Genomic DNA, 20,550 nt, shown 5'->3' on the forward strand with positions numbered 1-20,550 from the left:
CCGCCTCAGGCGAGTTCGCGCAGCGCCGCGCCCAGGTCCGTGTGCCGGAACTCGAACCCGGCGGCGAGTAGCTTCTCGGGGGCGACCCACCGGCTCTTGAGCACGAGCTCGGACTCCTGGCGCAGCACGAGCATCCCGATCTCCAGCAGCCACCGCGGCGCCGGCAGCCCGACCGGCACGCCGACGGCGCCCCGCAGGCCCGCCATCAGGGTGGTGTTGTCGCTGGCCTCCGGTACGGCCAGGTTCACCGGGCCGGAGAGGTCCTCGCGGGTATCGATGAACTCGACCGCGCGGAGCACGTCCTCGATGTGGATCCAGCTGAACCGCTGTCGCCCACCGGTGTGGTGGTCCAACGGCTTCGACGTCGTGGGGTGCGGCCCGATGCCGCGGTAGCGACGGTGCGGTAGCCACCACCCGTCGTACTCCGGGCCCCCGAGCCCGAAGCGGGCCGCGGTACGCAGCATCGGCAGCGCCCCGTCGTCGCCGAGCACGATCGCCATCCGCAGCGCCACCCGGCGGGTCCGGGGCAGGTCGCCGTGGCCGAACACCCGCTCCCAGTTGCGCGCCACGTCCACCGAGAACCCGCCGCCGAGCTCGCCCTCCGCCTCGGTCTGCGGACGATCCATCGCGTGCCGGTAGATCGTGCCGGTGCTCGCGTTTAGCCACAGCCGGGGTGGCTGCGCCGCGCGGGCGACGGCCCGGTGCAGCGCCAGGGTGGTCGCGATCCGGGACCGGTAGATCTCGTTGCGGTTCCGGTCGTGGTAGCGGCAGCCGACGCTCTTGCCGGCCAGGTTCACCAGCAGGTCGGCGCCGTCGACGACGGCGTCGATCTCGTCGGGCGCATCCCAGCGGGCGTCCGGGCCGGACCGCCCGACCCGCCTCACGTCGTAGCCGCGGCGGCGCAGGTCGGCGATCAGGGCGCTCCCGATGAAGCCGGAGCTGCCTGCGACGACGGCGCGGGGCCGCTCCGGGGCGGGGGGCTGGTGGGTCATGATGCCGACCCAACCATGCCGGGCCCCGCGCCGTCACCCCGGGACCCGGGGGACGCCGTCGGCCGTGGTGGTCAGGCCTCCTGCGCGGCCCCGTCGTCGGGAGGCTGCGGCGCCCCGGGGACGGCCGCCGTGGTGCGCCGGCGCCGGCGCCTGGTCAACCACACGATCGCGGTCACCGGGACCCCGACCACGAGCAGCCACGGTGCGATCACGCCGAGGAACACCAGCAGCCCGCTCGCGAAGGTGACGAGCGCCCGCCACCCTGTCTCGATACCGCCGAGGAAGCCGCCGGCCTCGATCGTGGCCTCCTCCCGCGCCTCGAGCTGGAGCTGGAGCGTGGACATCGAGACCTGGTCCGCCAGGTAGGCGCGCTCGGCCTGCAGCGACTCGAGCTCGGCCTGCCGGTCGCTCAGCGCGGACTCCGCGGCGATCAGGTCCCCGCTGTCCTCGGCGTCGGCCATGATCTGCAGCAGCCGGTCGGTCGAGGCCTGCAGGGCGAGGATCCGGGCGTCCAGATCCACGGCCGTCTGGGTGACGTCCTGGGAGGTCTGGTTCAGGTCGCGAACGTCGCCGAGGTCGTCGAGGTCCTCGATCAGCCGGTTCAGTTCGTCCGCCGGCACCCGAATGGTCAGGCTCGCCCAGCCCGGCGAGTCCTGTCCCTGGGACCCGGCGGCCACCTCCGAACGCTGGTCCACCCGTCCTCCGGCCGTCTCCGCGAGCAGCGCCACCCGGTCCGCGGCCTCCGCCGGGTCGTCCACGACAACGGTCGCGTACCCGGTGGTGATGATCTGCCGGTTCTCGTCGCCGCCGAGGTCCCGGTCGGCCGCCTCCTGCTCGGCGACTCCGCCGCCACCGTCGCCGCCCGAGAGGTACCCGGGGTCGGCGCCGGAGTCGCCGGATCCGGAACCGGCGTTGCTGCAGCCGGCCAGCAGCATCGTTGCGAGAAGAAGAGCGAGGCCCCACCGCGGTCGTCTCATGCCCCGAACCGTAGGTGCGGATCGGTCCCAGCGGGCGGGTCGTTGCCAAGTTGTGGCCGAACCGTGCCACCAGCGTGACCGGTGGAGTCCTCGAAAACCTCTGGACGCCGTCGGGCCTCGGCGTGAGCATCGAGGACATGACGCGCATCGAGGACCTCAGCCAGTCCGACCTCTGGGACGCCACCGCGGCCGCCGAGTACGACACCCCGGGCGAGGGCATGTTCGCCCCGGAGGTGCTCGGACCGACCGTCGAGCGGCTCGCGGCGCTCGCCGACGGCGGCCCCGCCCTGGAGTTCGCGATCGGCACCGGCCGGGTTGCGGTCCCGCTCGCCCGGCGGGTGCCGGTCACCGGCATCGAGTTCTCGGAACCGATGGTCGCGCAGTTGCGCACGAAGGTCGGCGAGGCCGAGATCCCCGTGGTGCTCGGGGACATGGCGACGGCGCAGGCCGGCCCGGGTGAGTACGGTCTCGTCTATCTCGTGTTCAACACGATCGCGAACCTGCTCACGCAGGACGAGCAGGTCGCCTGCTTCGCCAATGCGGCCCGCCACCTCCGGCCGGGTGGGGCGTTCGTGATCGAGCTGTGGGTGCCGACGCTGCGCAGCCTCCCACCCGGGGCACCGGCGATGGTGTGGCAGGCCCGCGAGGACTACATCGGCCTGGACACCTACGACGTGCTGAACCAGCGGGTGGTCTCCCACCACTTCCGGTTCGGGGACGGTCGCGAGGCGACGCTCGGCCGCACCCCGCACCGCTACATCTGGCCGTCCGAGCTGGACCTGATGGCACGGCTGGCCGGCTTCGAGCTGGAGAGCCGGCACGCGGACTTCGCCGGTACGGAGTTCACGGCCGAGTCCCCGTCCCACGTGTCGGTGTACCGGCTGCCCGCGTAGGCTCGCCGGGAGCGGCCCCGGGGTTCGGGTCCGGTCCCGACGAGGGGAGCGGCGCGATGGCACCGAGCGCGGCGATGACCGAACTACGGATCGTGCCGGCGAACGAGGCCACCTGGGACGACCTGGCGGCCATCTTCGGCAGTCGCGGGGAGGGCTCGCGGTGCCTGTGCCAGCGGTACCGGCTCGCCCCGGGGGAGGCGTTCGGGAACTTCCCGGTCGCCGAGCGCGCGGCCCGGCTCCGGGAGCAGACCGAGTGCGAGAACCCGACGTCCGACACCACGAGCGGCCTGGTCGCCTACGACGGCGACGAGCCCGTCGGTTGGTGCGCGGTGGCGCCGCGTCCGCACCACGACGGTCTCGTGCGCGTGTACCGGGTGCCGTGGGACGGCCGCGAGGAGGACCGCGCCGATGCCGGGATCTGGGCCGTGACGTGCGTGTTCGCCCGGGCCGGCCATCGCCGGATGGGGATCAGCCACGCCCTGGTGCGGGCCGCCGTCGACCATGCGCGGGCGCGCGGCGCCCGCGCCCTCGAGGGGTACCCGACCCGGCCGGCGGGCGCGATCGAGCAGGATCTGCACGTCGGCACCATCGCCGCGTTCGCCGGGGCCGGATTCACGCAGGTGGCCGCGCCGAGCAAGCGACGCGTCGTCATGCGCATCGACTTCTGAGATCAGGGTGCCGGGGTCAGGGCGAAGACCGGGTGCCGCGACGCCTCGGCCGCGAACGCCTCCGGAGGGTCGCCCGGCTGGGCGACGAAGTACGGTCGGGTGACCGTCGCGCGATCCGGACCTACGCCCGTGGCAGTCCCGGTCGCCGTGGTCCATGGGCGCGGTACTGGCTCCGGGCGCATGGGTGGTCAGCCGGCCGGGCGCCGCTCGGCTCGGGACGACCCGGGCCTGCCGGCGACCCCCACCCGCTCGGCGAGGAAGTCCGCCCAGGTCTGCTCGCCGAAGGTCCCGGCGAAGACATTCAGGTTGGCGCCCTCCCGGTAGGCGCGGCCCACCTTGCCCGGGAGCCCGAAGCTGACCACCCGGCGGCGTGAGCCCCGCGCACGCAGGTAGGCCCGGACGGCATCGGGCGCGTCGTAGATCTCGGGACCGACGAGGTCCGGGACGAGCCCGGCCGGTGCCCCGAGGGCGAGGTCCACGAGTCGCGCGGCCACCTCGTCGGCGTCGACCGACTGCAGCCGCATCCGCGGCACGGGCACCACGGGTACTGCGGACAGCGACGTCGCGAGAATCAGCACGAAGTCGTGGAACTGGGCGGCGCGCAGGACCGTCCAGGGGACGCCGGCCGCAGCGATGGCCCGTTCCAGGCCATCCTTCTCGCGGAAGTAGCCCAGGGGCACCGCACCGGCGCCGACGACCGAGATCGCCACCAGGTGGCCGACCCCGGCGCGGCGCGCGTGGTCGGCGACCACACGGGCCGCCGCGGCGTCGCCCTTGGGACCGCCGGCCAGATGCAGCACCGTGTCGACGCCGTCGAACGCCGCGTCGAGGCCGGCGCCGGTGGCGACGTCGCCCACGACGTAGCGAGCGCCGGGCCCGTCGTCGTGGGGGCGGCGGCTGAGCACCCGGGTGTCGCGGCCGGCGGCGCGCAGCCGCGCCAGGACCAGCCGGCCGAGGGTGCCGGTACCGCCGGTGACGAGAATGGGGGAGGTCATGAAGTTCTCCAAAGGGTTGCGTCGGGGTCCCGGTCACACCAGGCCGGTGCGGCGGGTCACCCCTGTGACACCCACGGACGGAAGGATGTGACATGGACGACGGCGACGACCTCACCGCGCTGTTCGAGCGGGCCCGACCGCGGCTGCGCGCGGTCGCCTACCGGATGCTCGGCTCGCTCGCCGAAGCGGACGACGCCCTGCAGGACGCCTGGCTCCGCGCCGACCGGGCCGGTCTGGACGGGGTCGAGAATCCGGCGGGCTGGCTGACCACGGTGGTGGTGCGCACCTGCCTGAACCGGCTCCGGGCGCGGGCGAACCGTCGCGAGGACGAGCTGGACGACGTCGTGCACGTGCCCGACCCGCTGCTCGGGCCGGCGGCCGGTCCGGACCCGGAGCAGGAGGCGGTGCTCGCCGACTCGGTCGGTCTGGCGCTGATGGTGGTGCTGGACACGCTGCCGCCGGCCGAGCGGCTGGCCTTCGTGCTGCACGACATGTTCGCGGTGCCCTTTGACGAGATCGCGCCAATGCTCCAGCGGTCTCCCACCGCCACCCGCCAGCTCGCCAGCCGGGGACGGCGGCGCGTGGCCGCCTCGGTCACCGAGCCGGACCCGGACGTGCGTGCCCAGCGCGAGGTCGTGGAGGCCTTCTTCGCGGCGTCCCGGGACGGCGACCTCGACGCGCTGGTCGCGGTGCTGCATCCCGACGTCGTACTCCGGTCCGACGGCGGCCGGTCCCGTCCGCAGATGTCGATGACCCTGCACGGGCCCGCTGCCGTATCGCGGCAGGCGTTCACCGCGGCGAGGCTGTCCCCGTTCGTGCACCCGGTCCTGGTCAACGGCGTCGCCGGCGTGGTGGTCGCACCACACGGGCGGGCGCAGTTCGTGATGGCGTTCACCGTGCGGACCGGGCGAATCCTGGCCATCGACGTCCTCGCCGACACGGACCGGCTGGCCGAGCTCGATCTGCCGCCCCTCGGGGTGTGAGCGGACCGACGCCTCAGCCGGCCAGCCGTGCCTCGGCGCGCGCCACGACCCGGGCGAGCTCGTCCGCCGGTCGGTCGTTGAGCACGGCGAAGGCGACCACCTGCAGGGGGCCGCAACCGTGGAACACCTCGGCCCGGGCCACGCCGGCGGCATCGGCGAGCTGCGCGGCCAGCGCCCAGCCGTGCCAGGAGGCGAGGCTCGACAGATCCTCGGCCGGGTCGTCCAACGCGGTCAGGTCCCAGTCGAGGACACCACTGACCCGGCCGTCGCGCCAGAGCACGTTCGAGCCGGCGAGGTCGCCGTGGTTGACGACCACCTCGACGGGTTCGAGACCTACGAGGGCGTCGATGCGCCGTCGGGCCTCGTCTCGGACGTTCGAACCCAACAACGGGACGACGCGATCGCGCAGTACCCGCTCCCAGTCCGCGCCGCCCATGAACGAGCGCGGCTCGGCCAGGTGCACCCGCACCGGCTCGGGGTCGATGCCGTGCACCGCCTCCAGCAGTGCCCGCAACGGTCCCGGCTCGCCCTGATGCGGCGGATGCGGCTCGCCCTCGACCCGCAGGGTCGGGATCGCGAGGTGGCCCTCGACGGTCACAGGTTCGCCGATGGACCTCGGCACCGCGAACGGCAGGTCCGGTAACGAGTCGACCAGCGCCTGGGCGCGCAGGAGTTCCGGCGCCCCGGACGGCTGGCGTGCCACCCGCAGCGCGGTCCGCCCGCCGAGCACCACGATCGAGGCGGAGCCGACCTCGATCCAGGTGACCGCCGAGGCCTCCGGGGACTCGCCGGCGGCCGCGAACCCCTCGGCGACCAGGGCGTCGAGGGCCTCCTGCGGTGGCCGGACGTACCGGGTCTCGAGCTCCATCGACCCACCGTATCCGGGTCCGCCCCCTGCTTCGGCTCGCCGGCCACCCGTGGGTCCCGCGCGGGTCAGCGTGCGCGGAGCCCGGCCGCGCGGTCAGCGAGGTAGCCCCGGGCAGCCGGATCGAGCGCGAGGGTGGCAGCCCGGTCGAACGCGGCCGCAGCCTCGGTGAAGCGGCCGGCCTCGGCGAGCAGGTGGGCACGGGCGGCCCAGGCCGGCTGGAAGTCGTCAACACCGTCGGGCAGCGCTGCCAGGCCGGCATCGGGGCCGTCCAGCCGGCCGACCGCTGCGGCGAGCGCGACCTGCGCGCCCAGGGTCGGGGCGAGCGTGACCAGCGCCGAGTACAGCGTGCGCAGCGCGCGGGTGTCCGTGATCCCGGTGCGCCGGCGGTCGCAGTGGACCGCCTGGATGGCCGCCTCGAGCTGGAACCGGCCGAGCCGGTCGGCGGCGGACGCCCGGCGCAGGTAGGCCTCACCCTCGGCGATCAGGTCCGCATCCCAGTCCGCCGGATCCTGTTCCGCGAGCGGCACATAGTCCGTGCCCCGACCGGGCGCCCGAGCCAGCGACAGTGCGATCAGCGCAGCGAGGCCGAGCGCCTCGGGCTCGTCCGGGAGCAGGGTCGCGAGCGTGGTGGCCAGGTAGTGGGCCTCGCCGGCGAGGGAGTCCGGGGATCGTCGGGGAGCCTCGTCCGGCCCGCCCGTGAGGGTGACCGCGTAGCACCCGTAGACGGCCTCGAGGACGCCGGGCAGCCGTTCGGACCTGGCCTCCCGTCCCGGGACGGTGAACGGGATCCGGGTGCCTGCGATCCGGCGCTTGGCCCGCACCAGGCGTTTGGCCATGGCCTCCTTGCCAACCCCGTAGGCCCGCGCGATCCGGGCGGCATCGAGGCCGAGCACCGCCTGCAGCATCAGCGGGGTCCGGGACGCAGCATCGATCGCCGGGTGCGCGCACACGAACAACAGTTCCAGGCGGCGCTCGCCGATCGCGTCGGGGTCGACCGCGTCCAGGGGCGAGGTCGTCCGCGCCGCCTCGACGACCACCTCGCTGAGCGGCCGGGCGGTCCGGTGCGCGGCCGATCTCCAGACGTCCCGCTGGCGGTTGCGGGCGACCGTGAGCAGCCACCCCTCCGGGTTCGCCGGGACCCCCCGCTCGGGCCAGCTGCGCAGGGCGCGCTCGAGCGCGTCGGAGAGGGCGTCCTCGGCGAGCATGAGGTCCCCGGTCGGGGCCGCGAGGATCGCGACCAGCCGGCCGTAGGAGGCGCGGGCGGCACGCTCGGCCGCCGCCCGCGCCTCGGGCACGCTCATGCGTTCGGTTCCCACCGGCCTTCCCGGACGTACGTCGCGCCCGGGCGGACCTCGACCCCGCCCCACGCGAGGGCGGGCGCCTGCTTCGCCCAGTCGAGGGCGGCGTCGAGATCGGGCACGTCGACGACGAACGTCCCGCCCAGCTGGTCCTTGGTGTCGGCGTACGGGCCGTCCTGGACCCGCAGCTCACCGTCGACCGTGGTCAGGGTGGTGGTGCTGGTGGAGGGCTGGAGCACCTCGCCGGAGAGCAGGACGCCCGCCTGATGCAGCGCCTTCGCGTAGGCACTGAAGGCTCGTTCACCCTCCGCCCAGGCCTCCTCGCCGAGCGTCTCGGTGCTCTGCTCGGGGTAGTGCAGCATGATCGTGTACCGCATGGCTCTCATACTCCTCGTTCGTCATCGGGTGCGTACAGGGTGATGACGATGACGCCGTCGCCGAATGGACACCGGAACGCCGATGGGGTCCCGAGCCGCGTGGCTCGGGACCCCATCGGGTGAGGTTCGGTCAGGCGCGCGGTTCGAACGTGAGACAGTCGGCCAGGTCCGTGCCGGCGCCGATCCGGACGGCGGGTGCGCTGCACTCGAGGTCGACATTGTGCACGCAGTCCACGCGCTGGCAGGCGCCGACCGCGGCAAGCACCGTGGACAGCCCACCCTTCGTGGTGAGCGGGATGAAGGTGGCACACTGCGCGTCGACGCCGGTGCCACCGATCGTCACGGCCGCGGCGTGGCAGCCGTCGTGGTTGTAGGAGCAGCCGGCCACCGTGCACTCGGTGACGGAGGGGAGATCGGCGAGCGAGGTCATGATGTCCTCCGTGTGGCGTAGGTCGAGGTAGGAATAGGCACACGGTAATCCTGAAATGCCGATGTGTATAGCAAGGCAGTACTGCCTAACCGGATTCTCCGGAATAACGCGACGCGCGCAATGCGAAAGTAGTTCGTCAATAACGTGACGGCCGGAATGCGTTAATCATTCAACCGTAGGATTCGGCGGTCGGGCTCACGTCCTGGGTCATGATCGAGGCGCGGATCCGCTGTCGCACTGCGGCGTCGTGGACGGCGGGTTCGCCGCGACCGCCGGGGGTGTCCTCGAGCGGGCCCGCGGTGAGGATGCGGCGCATTCCGGTGCGCAGAACCCGCTGGTCGATGGCGCGGCTGCCGCCAAGGGAGAGCAGTGCCGCCCCCTGATCCAGCGCGGCAAGCAGCGCACCGAGCTCCGCGGTCGGCAGCACGTCGTCCGCACTCCCGGACTGCGTGGCCACGGCGCCGTAGCCGTCGACCAGGAGGTCCATCCGCTTGCCCATCTCCGCACTGAGTCGCGAGTCCCGAGCAGCGGTCGCGATGAACTCCAGGGTCGCCAGCGCGAATCCCTCGATCGCCGCCGAGAGGCCCTCGCCGTGTTCCGCTTCGATCGGGTCGTCCGTGGTGATGTTCCAACCGCCGTCCGCGAACGCAATCTCGACGTTCGCGTCGATCACCGCGAGGAACAGGTCGGCCTTGCCGTCGAAGTTGGAATAGACGGCTCCCTTGGAGAAGCCCGCCTCGCGTGCGATCGCTTCCAGGTTCGCGGCGTGATAGCCATGTTCGGCGAACGCCTGCCGTGCGGCGACCACGAGCGCGTCGCGGGTCTGCTGCTGCTGTTCCCGGCGGGAGCGGGGGAGGGAGGCCATCACGTCATCGTAGGTCGAACCCGAGCATTGACGTACCGGCGGTACGCGAATACCGTGAGTATTCCAATACCAACGGTATCTAAGGAGTGGCATGAGCGACGACGTCCTACGCGTCGACGGCGTCACCCGACGCTTCGGCTCGGTGGTCGCCAACGACGGTGTCTCACTTCGAGTTCGGTCCGGCACCGTGGTCGGGCTGCTCGGCCACAACGGCGCCGGCAAGACGACCCTCGTCTCCCAGGTCGTCGGTCTCCTCCGGCCCGACGACGGCTCGATCCGCGTCGGTGGCATCGACGCGGTGGCGGAACCGGCGACGGCCCGGCGGTACGTCGCCCTGCAGCCCCAGAGCCAGGCGCCCATCGACGGGCTGACCCCCCGGTCGGCCATCGAGATGGCCGGGCGGCTCCGCGGGCTGTCCACGAGGGCCGCGCGTGCCGCCGCCGAGAGTCTTGCCGAGGAACTCGACATCACCGAGTGGATCGACCGAAGGGCCCTGCCGGAGAATCGCGGCCTCTCCGGCGGGATCCGGAGGCTCACCGCCTTCGCGATGGCGATCGTCGCGCCCACGCCACTGGTGATCCTGGACGAGCCGACGAACGACATCGACGCCTCCCGCCGCCGGCTGCTCTGGCAGGCCGTGCGTGCCCGTGCCGACGCCGGCTCTGGCGTGCTGCTCGTCACCCACAACGTCGCCGAGGCGGAACGGATCGTCGACGACCTCATCGTCCTGAACCATGGCCGGGTCGCCGCGACCGGCTCGCCCGCGCGCCTGCGCGGCGCGACCGGCACTGATCTGCGCCTCGAGCTGCAGTTCCCGCCCGATGCCGCCGACGTCGGGGCGCCCGACGGCGCAAGGGTGCCTTTCGCGGTTCGCCGCACGGTCCGCGTGGGCCGCCGGGTGCTGCACACCATCGGGACCGAGGAGGCCGCGGCCGCCGTCACCTGGGCGGCGGCGCTCCGCGAGCGTGGTCGCGTGGACGGCTACGCCGTCGGACCGGTCACGCTTGAGGATGCCTACCTCTCGCTGACCGCCGTCGAGGACGACACCGTGCCGGCCCCGGCCGGGACCGAGGCGGCCGCCCATGTCTGACCTCGCGACTGCCGGCCGCCTCGAGCCCCGCCGGTCACCGATCCAGGTCGGGCTCTCTACGACCTACGTCACGCTGCTGCGCTGGACGTTCGCCGGCATCGGCGCGATGCTCCCGCTCATCGTCGTGGTCCAGGCGATGCTCGCGGCCGGGATCATCATCGGGTTCGGGTTCATCATCCCGAACATCGACGCGGCGACTGCGCTCTACCTGTCCACCGGCACTCCGACCGTCCTGCTGCTCACCATCGGGTTCGTGATGGTGCCGCAGGGGGTCTCCCGGTCCCGCACCGACGGCACGTTCAGCTACATGAGAGGCCTGCCGATCGCGCGGCCGCTGCTGCTGGCGGCCGACCTGACCGTGTGGTTGATCATCGGGCTGCCGAGCGTCGCTGTCGGGGTCATGGTCGCGCAATTGCGCTATGGCATCGCGCTCTCGGTCGACTGGCCGATCCTGGTCGTGGCGACGCTGCTCGCGACGTTGATGGCAACGGCGGTGGGCTATGCCATCGCGGTGAGCCTGCCACCGTTGCTCGCGCAACTGTCCACGCAGGTGCTCGTGTTCTTCGTGTTGCTGTTCTCGCCGATCACCTTCCGGGTCGAACAGCTGCCGGATTGGTTCCAGACCGTCCACGACGTGCTGCCGGTCCGGGCCGCGGCCGATCTGATCCGGGCGGGCCTGGCCTCGGACGTGTTCGAGGCGAGCCTGCGGGACCTGGCAGTGCTGACGGTGTGGTGCGCGGCCGGCGTGGCGGTCTCGGTTCGGGCGCTGGTGCGCCGGCCGTGATGCGGTAATCGGCTGGGGTTCCCTCGTGGGAACCGGCACCATGGGCGGGTGAGTGACGACGTGGCCAGGGTGCTCGTACTGATCGCCGGACCCATCGCGGCCGGGAAGTCGACCCTGGCCCGTGCCGTGGCCGACCGCCTGCGCGACCAGGGACGTTCCGTGGCCCTCGTCGACCTCGACACGGTGGCCGAGATGGCCCTCCCCACGCTGCCGGACTGGGCCTGGGCGCACGAGATCCACGCCCGGCTGGTCGGGCACTGGACGCGGGTGCCGCTCGAGGTCGTCGTGGACGAGGGCGCCTCGACCCGGGCGGAGGTGGACCAGGTGCTGGCGGGCGTGCCCGGTCCGACCGCGGTGATCACGGTGGTCCTGGTCGCCGACGTGCGGCGTTCGTGGGAGCGGGCGCAGGGCGACCCGACGCGTGGGATCAGCAAGGACCGGGGCTTCCTGGAGCGGGTCTACGCGCAGTTCGAGCGTGAGTTGCCCGCTCTCGACCATGACGTGCTCCTCGACGCCGAGTCGACCTCTCCCGAGCAGCGCCTTGCGCCGATCCTTGCGGAGGTCGAGCGCCATCTGGCCAGGTGACCTCGCGCCCCGCGGGTCACGGGGCCGGGCGGCTAGGAGTAGGCGCGGTACCGGCCCGGCTTGCCGGACTCCTCGATCTCGAAGCGCAGCTGCAGGTCGGTACGTTCGATCAGGTCGACCTGCTGGGTGAACCCCTCACTGGTGACGATGAGATGGCCGCCGAGGCTCCAGTCCCGGGCGAGCCATGCCCGGAGCTCGTCGAGCAGCACGCGATCGGTACCGGTCTCCAGGGCCGAGCGTCGGACCCAGAAGTAGACGGCCGTGTCGTAATCCGACCACAGGTGGTTCCCGACCGCAGTGATGCGGGCGCCGTCGAACATGCTCGCGTCGGTCGGCATCAGGTAGACGCAGCCGAGACACTCGGTCTCGTCCGGGTTCAGCACCGTGTAGGTGAATGCCCGACGGTCGACATGGCGTTCTTCGAGGCCCTCGAGATCCTTCCGGTTGGCGGCCACGGTGAAGCCGTCCTCGGGCCAGCTCGACTGCTCCCACGTGCGCAGGTAGTCCCGGCTCTCCATCACGGCTGCGTGGTCCAGCTCGGCGTCGGTGGCCAGGATCGGCCGGAGGAGGAACGCCGCCGTCGTCAGGCGCTCCGGGATCTCCAGTTCCGGGTCCGTGCACGGCACGATCTGGCTCCTGGGTGGCTCGGCGGTGAAGGCGTGGCTCGGTTGCCGTTCTAGCAGTCGGCCCTCGACGCTGTCGCTCGAATTTGCCGGCCGGCGTGGTCGGCGCCTTCGCCTGGGAGGATTCGGACATGGACATCACGGTGGCGGTCCGCCCAGCCCGGCTCGAGGACGTCGGGGCCATGGCACGGGTGATCGTCCGCTCGTGGCAGGAGACCTATCGCGGTCTGATGGCAGACGGCGTACTCGACGATCCCGGACAGGTTGCCTTTCGCGAGCGGTTCTGGACGGCTGCCCTGGTCGACGAGCGCTACCGCGCGAACCGGGTCGCCGTGGCGGTCCGGGACGGCGCCGTGATCGGGGTCGCGATGGCGGGCCCGCCGGCCGCTGCCGAACCCGGCTGGAACCTGCACCTCTACGTGCTCTACGTGCTCGCCGAGCATCACGGATCCGGCGCCGGCGCGGCGCTGCTGGACGCCGTCGTCGGCACTCGCGAACCGGCCGCGCTCTGGGTGGCGGACCCGAATCCGCGGGCGCAGGCGTTCTACCGCAAGCACGGATTCGTTGCCGACGGCGCGGTGCAGGTGGAGGACGGTGTGCGCGAGATCCGCATGGTGCGCAGTGGCGTGCCGTTCCCCGCCTCGCGCTGACCCCGGCCGGAGTAGAGTCCGGTCCCCTGAGCCATGAATCGGAACTGCTCGATCGTGCGCTGCGCCGGCGTGATCCGCCAGTTCGCACGCGCCCGACCGGGCCCGGCGTTCCACATCCGGTGCGGAGTTCGCGGCGTGATCGTGAGCTTCTGCCCCACTCCGAGGACGCGGGGTTCGGCCCGGCCGAGCTCGACCGTGAGTTCGCCCTCCAGCACCTCGGACTCCTCCCTCCGTGGCGGACCGATACCGTCGGACCAGCGGGACCCGACATCGCACATGGTCCACCACGACGTCTCGGCCGTCGACAGTCGCGACCGCGGGCCGACGCCCCATCCACTGCACTCAGGAGGCGAGAGTTCGCTCGCGGTGCCGTCGAACGGCCGCGCGGTTGGCGCATCGCACGGAGCAGTAGCGCTGCCGCCCGTTGCGGGTGATGTCGACCACGACCGCGGTGCAGGGCTCCGACGCGCACCGGCCGAGCCTGTGCATCCCCCGCGTGACGAGGTGCAGGGAGGTCCCCACGCTGATCACGGCGCGCAGCACCGACGGGAGGGACTGGGGGTCGTCCCGATAGTGCAGGTGCCATCCCTCGTCGTCGTGATCCGTCAGCCGCGGATAGGCCGCGGCCGCGGCCATCTCCGCGTTCAGCAGCACCGCACGCCGATCCGGATCGGCGGCATCGACGACGCGGAGCCAGTCGTCGATGACCTGACGCACGGCCTTGTGGTCATCCGACGCCGTGGGAAATGCCATCGTCATGCCGAACTCTCGAGTCCTCGCCTCGATCCCCGCGCGGTCGGCGGGCCAGGCGTTGGCGAGGGAGGCCGCGAGCAGGACCGCATACTCACCGTAAGGGTTGAGATGCATAAGACCATTACAGCATGGTGGACCCCATGACCACCAGCCACGTCCGACTCCCATCGCACGTGCGGGCCGAGCGCTCGCCGCACGAACACGCATGGTCGACCGAGTCCGGCCACCCGACCTCGTCGGGTCACATCCTCTACGTGAGATGCGAGATCTGCGGAGTCCGCCGGGTGGATCTCCAGCAGCGCTACGACACGCCGCCCGCACCGCTCAGCAAACTGCTCGTCAGCCGCTGATGAGCCACTCTGCGTAGAAGATCCCGAGTCCGGTCGCTACGCACAGTCCGCAGATGATCCAGAAGCGGATCGTGACGGTGATCTGTTCCCAGCCGAGCAGTTCGAAGTGATGGTGGATCGGTGTCATCCGGAAGAGTCGCTTGCCTACGCCGCCATTGCGGCGCTTGGTGAGCTTGAAGTAGCTCACCTGAAGCATCACGGCGGTCGTCTGGATGACGAACAGTCCGCCGAGGATCACGAGGAGCAGTTCGGTGCGGGTCATGATGGCCAACCCGGCCAGTGCGGCGCCGAGGCCGAGAGCGCCGGTGTCACCCATGAACAGACGCGCCGGCGAGGCGTTCCACCACAGGAAACCGAAGCAGACGCCCGTGACGCATGCGGCTACGACGGCGAGATCGAGCGGGTCGCGGACCTCATAGCACTGGGCCGACGGGTCCAGTCGACAGCTCTGGTTGTACTGCCAGACCCCGATCAGCACGTACGCGCCGAACACCATGGCCGAGGCGCCGGCCGCCAGGCCATCGAGTCCGTCCGTGAGGTTCACGCCGTTGCTCGCTCCGGCGATCATGAGGTTGGCCCAGACGACGAACAGGGCCAGGCCGATGAGCGGACCGAAGTGTGCCAGATCGACCGCAGTGTCGCGGACGAAGGAGATGTTGTAGCTGGCGGGCGTGACGCCGTCACGCGCGAACGTGGAGGCCAGGATGGCGAAGATGACCGCGACGACCGTCTGTCCGACCAGCTTCTGCCACGACCGAAGCCCGAGCGAACGTTCGCGCCTGATCTTGGTCCAGTCGTCCAGGAACCCGACGAATCCGATACCGACCATCAGGAACAGGACGAGAAGACCTGAGGCCGTTGGCGGCGTCCACGTGAAGAGGTGCGCCGCCGCGTAGCTGATGAGAGCGCCACCGATGATGACGAGGCCGCCCATCTGAGGGGTGCCGCGTTTGGTGAGGTGGCTGGTCGGCCCGTCCTCGCGGATGAACTGGGCCCATCCCCGGCGGGTTGCGAGGGTGATGTAGAAGCGGGTGCCGAGCAGCCCGATCAAGAACGCCACGAGGGCGCCGATCACGACCAGCCTCACGGGCGGAGCCCCCGGCAGGTCATCGACCTGTTCGTGAGGTGGTTCCGCTGGTCCCAGCGCATCGTTCCTCGGTCCCCTTGCTGTTCCTCGCGCCGTCGCGCTCCCGACGTCCGCAAGCAAGGGTAGGCGACGACGCGTTCCGATCCGGCGCAGACACACGGAACCCGACCCGACGTCAGGAGGGCTCTCGCCAGGCTCGGCGGGTACCTCCGGGGGCGCTGCACCAGCTCTGGTCGGGGGCGCCGTCTCGTCGGCAGCGGCGGTCACGTCTCCCGGACGGGAATACTCCACCGACCACCATAGTTGAGCCAAGCAGACTCAAGTTCTGATGTCTTGGTTTGACATCGTCAGGTCAGCGAGGAAACTTGAGTGCGGAAGACTCAAGCAGATGCGGTCGTACCCACCGGGGCGGCCCGGAAGGAGCACACGAACATGGCTCGATCGGTCGGAATCGACCTGGGCACCACCAACTCCGTGGTCGCCGTCCTGGAGGGTGGCGAGCCCACCGTCATCGCCAACGCGGAGGGTGCGCGCACCACGCCGTCCGTCGTGGCGTTCAGCAAGACCGGCGAGGTGCTCGTCGGTGAGGTGGCCAAGCGCCAGGCGGTCACCAACGTGGACCGCACGGTCAGTTCCGTGAAGCGTCACATGGGCACGGACTGGTCCGTGGCCATCGACGACAAGACCTACACCGCACAGGAGATCTCGGCGCGGGTGCTGGGCAAGTTGAAGAAGGACGCCGAGGCCTACCTCGGTGAGCCGGTCACCGACGCCGTGATCACGGTGCCGGCGTACTTCAACGACGCCGAGCGCCAGGCCACGAAGGACGCCGGACAGATCGCCGGGCTGAACGTGCAGCGCATCATCAACGAGCCCACCGCGGCCGCGCTCGCCTACGGCCTGGAGAAGGGCAAGGAGGACGAGCTCATCCTGGTCTTCGACCTCGGTGGCGGCACGTTCGACGTGTCCCTGCTCGAGGTGGGCAAGGACGACGACGGGTTCTCCACCATCCAGGTGCGCGCCACCAACGGTGACAACCGCCTCGGTGGTGACGACTGGGACCAGCGGATCGTCGAGTGGCTGGTTACGCAGGTCAAGAACGGCACGGGCGTGGACCTGTCCAAGGACAAGATCGCTCTCCAGCGACTGCGGGAGGCCGCCGAGCAGGCCAAGAAGGAGCTCTCCTCGGCCACCAGCACGAACATCTCCCTGCAGTACCTGTCGATGTCCGAGAACGGACCGATCCACCTGGACGAGAAGCTCACCCGGGCCCAGTTCCAGCAGATGACGTCGGATCTGCTCGACCGCACCAAGGAGCCGTTCCACAACGTCATCAAGGACGCCGGCATCAGCCTGTCCGAGATCGACCACGTGGTGCTCGTCGGTGGGTCCACCCGGATGCCCGCCGTGACCGATGTGGTCAAGGAGCTGACCGGTGGCAAGGAGCCCAACAAGGGCGTCAACCCGGACGAGGTCGTGGCCGTCGGCGCCGCACTGCAGGCCGGCGTGCTCCAGGGTGAGCGCACCGACGTGCTGCTGATCGACGTCACCCCGCTGTCCCTCGGCATCGAGACCAAGGGCGGTGTGATGACCAACATGATCGAGCGCAACACGGCCATCCCGACCAAGGGCTCCGCGGTGTTCTCGACCGCCGAGGACAACCAGCCGAGCGTGCTCATCCAGGTGTTCCAGGGCGAGCGTGACTTCGTCAAGGACAACAAGCCGCTGGGCACCTTCGAGCTGACCGGCATCGCACCGGCTCCCCGTGGCGTCCCGCAGATCGAGGTCACCTTCGACATCGACGCGAACGGGATCGTGCACGTGTCCGCCAAGGACCGCGGTACGAACCAGGAGCAGTCGATGACGATCACCGGCGGGTCCGCCCTCCCGAAGGACGAGATCGACCGGATGATCAAGGAGGCCGAGGCGCACGCCGCCGAGGACGCCGCCCGGCGCGAGGAGGCCGAGACCCGCAACTCCGCGGAGCAGCTCGCCTACTCCACCGAGAAGCTCCTCACGGACAACGCCGAGAAGCTGCCCGAGGACGTCTCCACCGAGGTGCGGGCCGCCGTCGACAAGCTCAAGACCGCGCTCGCGGGCGATGACATCGAGGCGGTCAAGACGGCCCAGTCCGAACTGGCCGCGGTGAGCCAGAAGATCGGCGAGGCGCTCTACGCCCAGCCGGACGCCGCCGCGGCTCCGGGCGCGGACGCGCCGGCTGCCGAGGAGGCGGCCCCCGCCGCCGACGAGGACGACATCGTGGACGCCGAGATCGTGGACGAGGAGGACGAGAAGAAGTGACGCCGACCGACAACGAGTCCGAGCCGATCATCCGCGACAAGCGGCGACTCGACCCGAACACGGGCGAGTTGCGTCCCGAGGGGGGTGCCGCCGTCGAGCCCGACGGCGGCCCCGCCCGGGCGGGCGGCTCGCCCCAGGAGCCGGTCGCCTCGGGAGGCGCCGCCGATGGCGAGCAGGTCGCCGAGGGCGATGATGCGCCGTCGCCCGACGACGAGCTCGCCAGGGCGAAGGCGGAGGCGTTGGATCTTGCCGACCAGGTGGCCCGCGGCAAGGCGGACCTGTACAACCTGGACCAGCGGTTCAACAACTTCGTCAAGCGGTCCCGCGCCGAGGCCGAGACCGAGAAGGTCCGCGGCGCACACTCCGTGATCGAGGCACTGATCCCGGTGCTCGACGACATCGCCGCGGCCCGTCAGCACGAGGCGCTCGAGGGTCCGTTCGCGTCCATCGCGGACAAGCTCGAGACCACCCTGACCGCCCGGTTCGGGGTGGAGCGGTTCGGCGCAGAGGGGGAGGAGTTCGACCCCAACGTGCACGAGGCCCTCATGCACAGCCAGAGCCCGGACGTCACGGTGGACACCATCACCACCGTGCTCCAGCCGGGCTACCGTGCCGGTGACGTCATCATCCGCCCCGCGCGGGTAGGGGTCACCGGCCCAGAATGACAGCACACGATCGAGGAGGTGAGGCATGACCGGACAGGACTGGCTCGAGAAGGACTTCTACACGATGCTCGGCGTGTCCAAGGACGCCGACGCCGCCGAGATCAAGAAGGCCTACCGCAAGCTCGCCCGCACCTGGCACCCGGACCAGAATCCGGGTGACGCCAAGGCTGAGGCGAAGTTCAAGGAGATCGGCGAGGCGTACGGTGTGCTCTCCGACGCCGAGCAGCGCAAGCAGTACGACGCGCTGCGGGCCATGGCCGGAGGCGGACCCCGGTTCGCCTCCGGCGCCGGGGGCCCGGGCACCGGTGGCTTCGAGGACCTCTTCGGCGGGATGTTCAGCGGCGGCGGCGCCGGTGCCGGCGGCGGCACTCGGGTGCGGTACTCGACAACGGACGGCGGCATGCCCGGCGGCGGCTTCGAAGACATCCTCGGAGGCCTGTTCGGCGGCGGAATGCCGGGCGGCGGGGGTGCTGGCTTCCGGGCGCCGCAGAAGGGCGGGGACATCACCACGTCCGCTTCGCTGCCGTTCCGCACGGCGGTGCAGGGCGCCACGGTGTCCCTGACCATCGAGGGTGGTCGGTCGATGAACGTGCGGATCCCGGCCGGCGTGACCGACGGTCAGAAGATCCGGCTGCCCGGCAAGGGGCAGGCCTCCATCAACGGTGGCAGCCCCGGCGACCTGGTCGTGACCGTGCGCGTCGAACCACACCCGGTGTTCGGCATCAACGGCCGCAACCTGACCATCACGGTGCCGATCACGTTCCCGGAGGCCGTCAACGGGGCCACCATCTCGGTGCCCACGCTGGACGGGTCCACCGTGAAGCTGAAGGTCCCGGCGGGCACCCAGTCCGGCGCGCGACTGCGCGCCAAGGGCAAGGGTGTGGCCACGAAGAGCGGCACCGGGGACCTGATCGTCACCCTCGAGGTCGCCGTCCCGCGCAACCTCAACAAGGACGCCCGCGCCGCGCTCGAGCAGTTCGAGGCGGCCAGCGACGGTACCGACCCGAGGGCCGGGCTCGCCGCAGCAGCCAGGAGTTGATCGGTCATGGCCGCGACGTACGACGCACCGGTGCTGGCGATCTCGATAGCGGCCGAGGCCGCAGGGATGCACCCGCAGACGTTGCGTCAGTACGACCGACTGGGCCTGGTGGTCCCGCGCCGCACGAGCGGGCGGGGCCGCCGGTACTCCCAGCGTGACGTCGACGTGCTCCGCGAGGTGCAGCGCCTGTCCCAGGAGGAGGGCATCAACCTCGCCGGCATCAAGCGGATCCTCGAGCTGGCCGCCGAGAACGAGCGGCTCGAGGGTGAGGTCGACCGTCTCAGCCAACTCCTCGGAGGCGGCCGGCGGGTGTTCCACGCCAGCCCCGGCGGCGACGTGGTCGCCGTGCCGCTCGGGACCCGGCTGCGCCGGGTGCGCTCCTCTGCGGGTGCCCTCGTGGTCTGGCAGCCGCCGCGCCGCTGAGCGAGGCGGGCCTCGACCTCGGTTCACGCCCGGGTGGCCGGGCGTGGGAATCCCCTCCGAGCGGCGGCCCGGCCGGCACGTCGCTAGCGTGGGGCCTGATGCCTCCGATCCGCCAGGGTCGGGCGAGCCGAAGGGGAACTGAGATGTCGCAGCAGCCACCGAGCGGATTCGATCAGCCCGACGAACAGCCGGGTCAGGCCGAACAGCAGCAGTCGCCGTCCGGCTCACCGCCCCAGCACAACCAGCCGATCCAGCCGCCTTATGGGCAGCCTGCCCAGCAGCCGCCCGCGCAGCAGCCGCCCGCCCAGCCGGGCCAGAGCGGTCAGCAGTTCGCACCGCAGGGTGCTCCGAGCGGGCAGCCGACTTCTTATGGGCAGTACCAGGGCCAGGGGCAGGCCTACGGCCAGGGCCAGGTCTACGGCAATGCCCCGGCCGGGGCCGCGGCCCAATGGGGCGCACCGCAGCAGCGCGACCCCGGATTCTTCGGGTCGCTGTTCGACCTGACCTTCTCCCACTACGTCACGCTCCGGTTCGCGAAGGTCCTGTTCATCGTCGCGATCGTCTTCGTCGCGCTCGGCTGGCTCGGCGCCGTGGTGTCAGCCTTCAACTTCGACCCCTACGGCGGTTTCTACGACGACGACGGCGGTGCCGGAGCGATGCTCGGCGTGCTCACGCTGCTGTTCGGCTGGATCCCCGGGTTCATCACCCTGCTCCTGGTGCGGGTGGGCCTGGAGTTCGCGGTCGCGACGATCAAGACCGCCCAGAACACCTCGAAACTGGCTGAGCGCGCCTGAGTCGACGTGCCGTCGGGCACGGCGGACACGGGCACCGCGCTATCGTCGAATGGCTGCGGT

The 20,550-nt window shown here is 71.3% G+C and carries 24 protein-coding genes; 13 read left to right on the forward strand and 11 right to left on the reverse strand.

Annotated elements, in window-relative coordinates:
- Nucleotides 1-5 precede the first annotated feature (5 nt).
- Together EXU48_RS02265 and EXU48_RS02270 are read right to left on the reverse strand one after the other, a co-directional pair.
- A complete protein-coding gene (locus tag EXU48_RS02265) occupies nt 6-992 on the reverse strand; it encodes an epimerase (protein WP_133105933.1) in 987 nt (328 codons plus the stop codon).
- 71 nt (nt 993-1,063) lie between these two features.
- Entirely contained in the window at nt 1,064-1,969 is a 906-nt protein-coding gene (locus tag EXU48_RS02270; protein WP_133105934.1) for a DUF4349 domain-containing protein, read from the reverse strand.
- A 137-nt stretch (nt 1,970-2,106) separates the two neighbouring features.
- On the opposite strand from EXU48_RS02270, the gene EXU48_RS02275 reads away from it, so the two are divergent.
- Nucleotides 2,107-2,862 (forward strand): class I SAM-dependent DNA methyltransferase, encoded by a 756-nt coding sequence (locus tag EXU48_RS02275; protein ID WP_133105935.1) that lies wholly within the window; start codon nt 2,107-2,109, stop codon nt 2,860-2,862.
- 56 nt (nt 2,863-2,918) lie between these two features.
- The gene (locus EXU48_RS02280; RefSeq protein WP_235856790.1) at nt 2,919-3,530 is read left to right on the forward strand and encodes a GNAT family N-acetyltransferase; all 612 of its coding nucleotides are present in this window, start codon (nt 2,919-2,921) and stop codon (nt 3,528-3,530) included.
- A gap of 188 nt (nt 3,531-3,718) precedes the next feature.
- Here EXU48_RS02280 and EXU48_RS02290 read toward each other — a convergent pair whose 3' ends face one another.
- Nucleotides 3,719-4,525, reverse strand: coding sequence for an SDR family oxidoreductase (locus EXU48_RS02290; protein WP_133105936.1), 807 nt, complete (start codon nt 4,523-4,525; stop codon nt 3,719-3,721).
- A 92-nt stretch (nt 4,526-4,617) separates the two neighbouring features.
- Here EXU48_RS02290 and EXU48_RS02295 point away from each other — a divergent pair, with 92 nt between their 5' ends.
- Nucleotides 4,618-5,508, forward strand: coding sequence for a sigma-70 family RNA polymerase sigma factor (locus EXU48_RS02295; protein WP_133105937.1), 891 nt, complete (start codon nt 4,618-4,620; stop codon nt 5,506-5,508).
- Nucleotides 5,509-5,521: 13 nt separating this feature from the next.
- On the opposite strand, the gene EXU48_RS02300 is transcribed toward EXU48_RS02295, so the two are convergent.
- The 5 genes from EXU48_RS02300 to EXU48_RS02320 form a co-directional block, all read right to left on the reverse strand.
- The gene (locus tag EXU48_RS02300) at nt 5,522-6,376 is read right to left on the reverse strand and encodes a phosphotransferase family protein (protein WP_133105938.1); all 855 of its coding nucleotides are present in this window, start codon (nt 6,374-6,376) and stop codon (nt 5,522-5,524) included.
- 65 nt (nt 6,377-6,441) lie between these two features.
- A complete protein-coding gene (locus EXU48_RS02305; RefSeq protein WP_133105939.1) occupies nt 6,442-7,677 on the reverse strand; it encodes an RNA polymerase sigma factor in 1,236 nt (411 codons plus the stop codon).
- Nucleotides 7,674-8,051, reverse strand: coding sequence for a YciI family protein (locus tag EXU48_RS02310; RefSeq protein WP_133105940.1), 378 nt, complete (start codon nt 8,049-8,051; stop codon nt 7,674-7,676). Before EXU48_RS02310 ends, EXU48_RS02305 begins: the two co-directional genes overlap by 4 nt.
- A gap of 130 nt (nt 8,052-8,181) precedes the next feature.
- Nucleotides 8,182-8,481, reverse strand: a complete 300-nt coding sequence (locus EXU48_RS02315) for a DUF1540 domain-containing protein (protein WP_133105941.1) — start codon at nt 8,479-8,481, stop codon at nt 8,182-8,184.
- 169 nt (nt 8,482-8,650) lie between these two features.
- A complete protein-coding gene (locus EXU48_RS02320) occupies nt 8,651-9,346 on the reverse strand; it encodes a TetR/AcrR family transcriptional regulator (protein ID WP_133105942.1) in 696 nt (231 codons plus the stop codon).
- 91 nt (nt 9,347-9,437) lie between these two features.
- Between EXU48_RS02320 and EXU48_RS02325 the strand changes: the two genes are divergently transcribed.
- Genes EXU48_RS02325 through EXU48_RS02335 form a run of 3 tightly spaced genes read left to right on the forward strand, consistent with a single transcriptional unit; the run spans nt 9,438 to nt 11,805 of the window.
- On the forward strand, nt 9,438-10,436 hold the full coding sequence (locus EXU48_RS02325; RefSeq protein ID WP_133105943.1) for an ABC transporter ATP-binding protein: 999 nt from the start codon (nt 9,438-9,440) through the stop codon (nt 10,434-10,436).
- Nucleotides 10,429-11,220, forward strand: coding sequence for an ABC transporter permease (locus EXU48_RS02330; protein WP_133105944.1), 792 nt, complete (start codon nt 10,429-10,431; stop codon nt 11,218-11,220). The genes EXU48_RS02325 and EXU48_RS02330 overlap by 8 nt, the downstream gene beginning before the upstream one ends.
- A 48-nt stretch (nt 11,221-11,268) precedes the next feature.
- Nucleotides 11,269-11,805: an AAA family ATPase gene (locus EXU48_RS02335; protein WP_133105945.1), complete on the forward strand. Its 537-nt coding sequence runs from the start codon at nt 11,269-11,271 to the stop codon at nt 11,803-11,805.
- A 32-nt stretch (nt 11,806-11,837) separates the two neighbouring features.
- On the opposite strand, the gene EXU48_RS02340 is transcribed toward EXU48_RS02335, so the two are convergent.
- The gene (locus EXU48_RS02340; protein WP_133105946.1) at nt 11,838-12,431 is read right to left on the reverse strand and encodes an N-acetyltransferase; all 594 of its coding nucleotides are present in this window, start codon (nt 12,429-12,431) and stop codon (nt 11,838-11,840) included.
- 128 nt (nt 12,432-12,559) lie between these two features.
- On the opposite strand from EXU48_RS02340, the gene EXU48_RS02345 reads away from it, so the two are divergent.
- Nucleotides 12,560-13,078 (forward strand): GNAT family N-acetyltransferase, encoded by a 519-nt coding sequence (locus tag EXU48_RS02345; RefSeq protein ID WP_207947585.1) that lies wholly within the window; start codon nt 12,560-12,562, stop codon nt 13,076-13,078.
- 342 nt (nt 13,079-13,420) lie between these two features.
- On the opposite strand, the gene EXU48_RS02350 is transcribed toward EXU48_RS02345, so the two are convergent.
- Entirely contained in the window at nt 13,421-13,945 is a 525-nt protein-coding gene (locus EXU48_RS02350) for a CGNR zinc finger domain-containing protein (RefSeq protein ID WP_133105947.1), read from the reverse strand.
- Between the two features lie 26 nt (nt 13,946-13,971).
- Between EXU48_RS02350 and EXU48_RS02355 the strand changes: the two genes are divergently transcribed.
- Nucleotides 13,972-14,181 (forward strand): hypothetical protein, encoded by a 210-nt coding sequence (locus EXU48_RS02355; RefSeq protein WP_133105948.1) that lies wholly within the window; start codon nt 13,972-13,974, stop codon nt 14,179-14,181.
- Here EXU48_RS02355 and mraY read toward each other — a convergent pair.
- Nucleotides 14,171-15,268 (reverse strand): phospho-N-acetylmuramoyl-pentapeptide-transferase, encoded by a 1,098-nt coding sequence (mraY, locus tag EXU48_RS02360; RefSeq protein WP_133105949.1) that lies wholly within the window; start codon nt 15,266-15,268, stop codon nt 14,171-14,173. The genes EXU48_RS02355 and mraY overlap by 11 nt on opposite strands.
- 432 nt (nt 15,269-15,700) lie before the next feature.
- Here mraY and dnaK point away from each other — a divergent pair, with 432 nt between their 5' ends.
- The 5 genes from dnaK (at nt 15,701) to EXU48_RS02385 (ending at nt 20,490) form a co-directional block, all read left to right on the forward strand.
- Nucleotides 15,701-17,569 carry a molecular chaperone DnaK gene (dnaK, locus tag EXU48_RS02365; protein WP_133105950.1) on the forward strand — a complete coding sequence of 623 codons (1,869 nt, stop codon included), beginning with the start codon at nt 15,701-15,703 and terminating at the stop codon, nt 17,567-17,569.
- On the forward strand, nt 17,566-18,234 hold the full coding sequence (locus EXU48_RS02370; protein ID WP_235856791.1) for a nucleotide exchange factor GrpE: 669 nt from the start codon (nt 17,566-17,568) through the stop codon (nt 18,232-18,234). Before dnaK ends, EXU48_RS02370 begins: the two co-directional genes overlap by 4 nt.
- Before the next feature lie 25 nt (nt 18,235-18,259).
- The gene (locus EXU48_RS02375) at nt 18,260-19,273 is read left to right on the forward strand and encodes a DnaJ C-terminal domain-containing protein (protein ID WP_133105951.1); all 1,014 of its coding nucleotides are present in this window, start codon (nt 18,260-18,262) and stop codon (nt 19,271-19,273) included.
- Nucleotides 19,274-19,279: 6 nt separating this feature from the next.
- Nucleotides 19,280-19,696 (forward strand): heat shock protein transcriptional repressor HspR, encoded by a 417-nt coding sequence (locus tag EXU48_RS02380; protein ID WP_133105952.1) that lies wholly within the window; start codon nt 19,280-19,282, stop codon nt 19,694-19,696.
- Between the two features lie 143 nt (nt 19,697-19,839).
- Complete coding sequence (locus tag EXU48_RS02385; protein ID WP_133105953.1) at nt 19,840-20,490, forward strand: DUF4282 domain-containing protein; 651 nt, start codon at nt 19,840-19,842, stop codon at nt 20,488-20,490.
- Nucleotides 20,491-20,550: the final 60 nt, after the last annotated feature.

Source organism: Occultella glacieicola, assembly GCF_004353825.1.
GTDB classification, from domain to species: Bacteria; Actinomycetota; Actinomycetes; order Actinomycetales; family Beutenbergiaceae; genus Occultella; species Occultella glacieicola.

Coding starts and splice junctions, on each gene's coding strand:
- EXU48_RS02265 (WP_133105933.1), bottom strand. CDS start 992: ATGACCCACCAGCCCCCCGCCCCGGAGCGGCCCCGCGCCGTCGTCGCA.
- EXU48_RS02270 (WP_133105934.1), bottom strand. CDS start 1,969: ATGAGACGACCGCGGTGGGGCCTCGCTCTTCTTCTCGCAACGATGCTG.
- EXU48_RS02275 (WP_133105935.1), top strand. CDS start 2,107: ATGACGCGCATCGAGGACCTCAGCCAGTCCGACCTCTGGGACGCCACC.
- EXU48_RS02280 (WP_235856790.1), top strand. CDS start 2,919: ATGGCACCGAGCGCGGCGATGACCGAACTACGGATCGTGCCGGCGAAC.
- EXU48_RS02290 (WP_133105936.1), bottom strand. CDS start 4,525: ATGACCTCCCCCATTCTCGTCACCGGCGGTACCGGCACCCTCGGCCGG.
- EXU48_RS02295 (WP_133105937.1), top strand. CDS start 4,618: ATGGACGACGGCGACGACCTCACCGCGCTGTTCGAGCGGGCCCGACCG.
- EXU48_RS02300 (WP_133105938.1), bottom strand. CDS start 6,376: ATGGAGCTCGAGACCCGGTACGTCCGGCCACCGCAGGAGGCCCTCGAC.
- EXU48_RS02305 (WP_133105939.1), bottom strand. CDS start 7,677: ATGAGCGTGCCCGAGGCGCGGGCGGCGGCCGAGCGTGCCGCCCGCGCC.
- EXU48_RS02310 (WP_133105940.1), bottom strand. CDS start 8,051: ATGCGGTACACGATCATGCTGCACTACCCCGAGCAGAGCACCGAGACG.
- EXU48_RS02315 (WP_133105941.1), bottom strand. CDS start 8,481: ATGACCTCGCTCGCCGATCTCCCCTCCGTCACCGAGTGCACGGTGGCC.
- EXU48_RS02320 (WP_133105942.1), bottom strand. CDS start 9,346: ATGGCCTCCCTCCCCCGCTCCCGCCGGGAACAGCAGCAGCAGACCCGC.
- EXU48_RS02325 (WP_133105943.1), top strand. CDS start 9,438: ATGAGCGACGACGTCCTACGCGTCGACGGCGTCACCCGACGCTTCGGC.
- EXU48_RS02330 (WP_133105944.1), top strand. CDS start 10,429: ATGTCTGACCTCGCGACTGCCGGCCGCCTCGAGCCCCGCCGGTCACCG.
- EXU48_RS02345 (WP_207947585.1), top strand. CDS start 12,560: ATGGACATCACGGTGGCGGTCCGCCCAGCCCGGCTCGAGGACGTCGGG.
- EXU48_RS02350 (WP_133105947.1), bottom strand. CDS start 13,945: ATGCATCTCAACCCTTACGGTGAGTATGCGGTCCTGCTCGCGGCCTCC.
- EXU48_RS02355 (WP_133105948.1), top strand. CDS start 13,972: ATGACCACCAGCCACGTCCGACTCCCATCGCACGTGCGGGCCGAGCGC.
- dnaK (WP_133105950.1), top strand. CDS start 15,701: ATGGCTCGATCGGTCGGAATCGACCTGGGCACCACCAACTCCGTGGTC.
- EXU48_RS02375 (WP_133105951.1), top strand. CDS start 18,260: ATGACCGGACAGGACTGGCTCGAGAAGGACTTCTACACGATGCTCGGC.
- EXU48_RS02380 (WP_133105952.1), top strand. CDS start 19,280: ATGGCCGCGACGTACGACGCACCGGTGCTGGCGATCTCGATAGCGGCC.
- EXU48_RS02385 (WP_133105953.1), top strand. CDS start 19,840: ATGTCGCAGCAGCCACCGAGCGGATTCGATCAGCCCGACGAACAGCCG.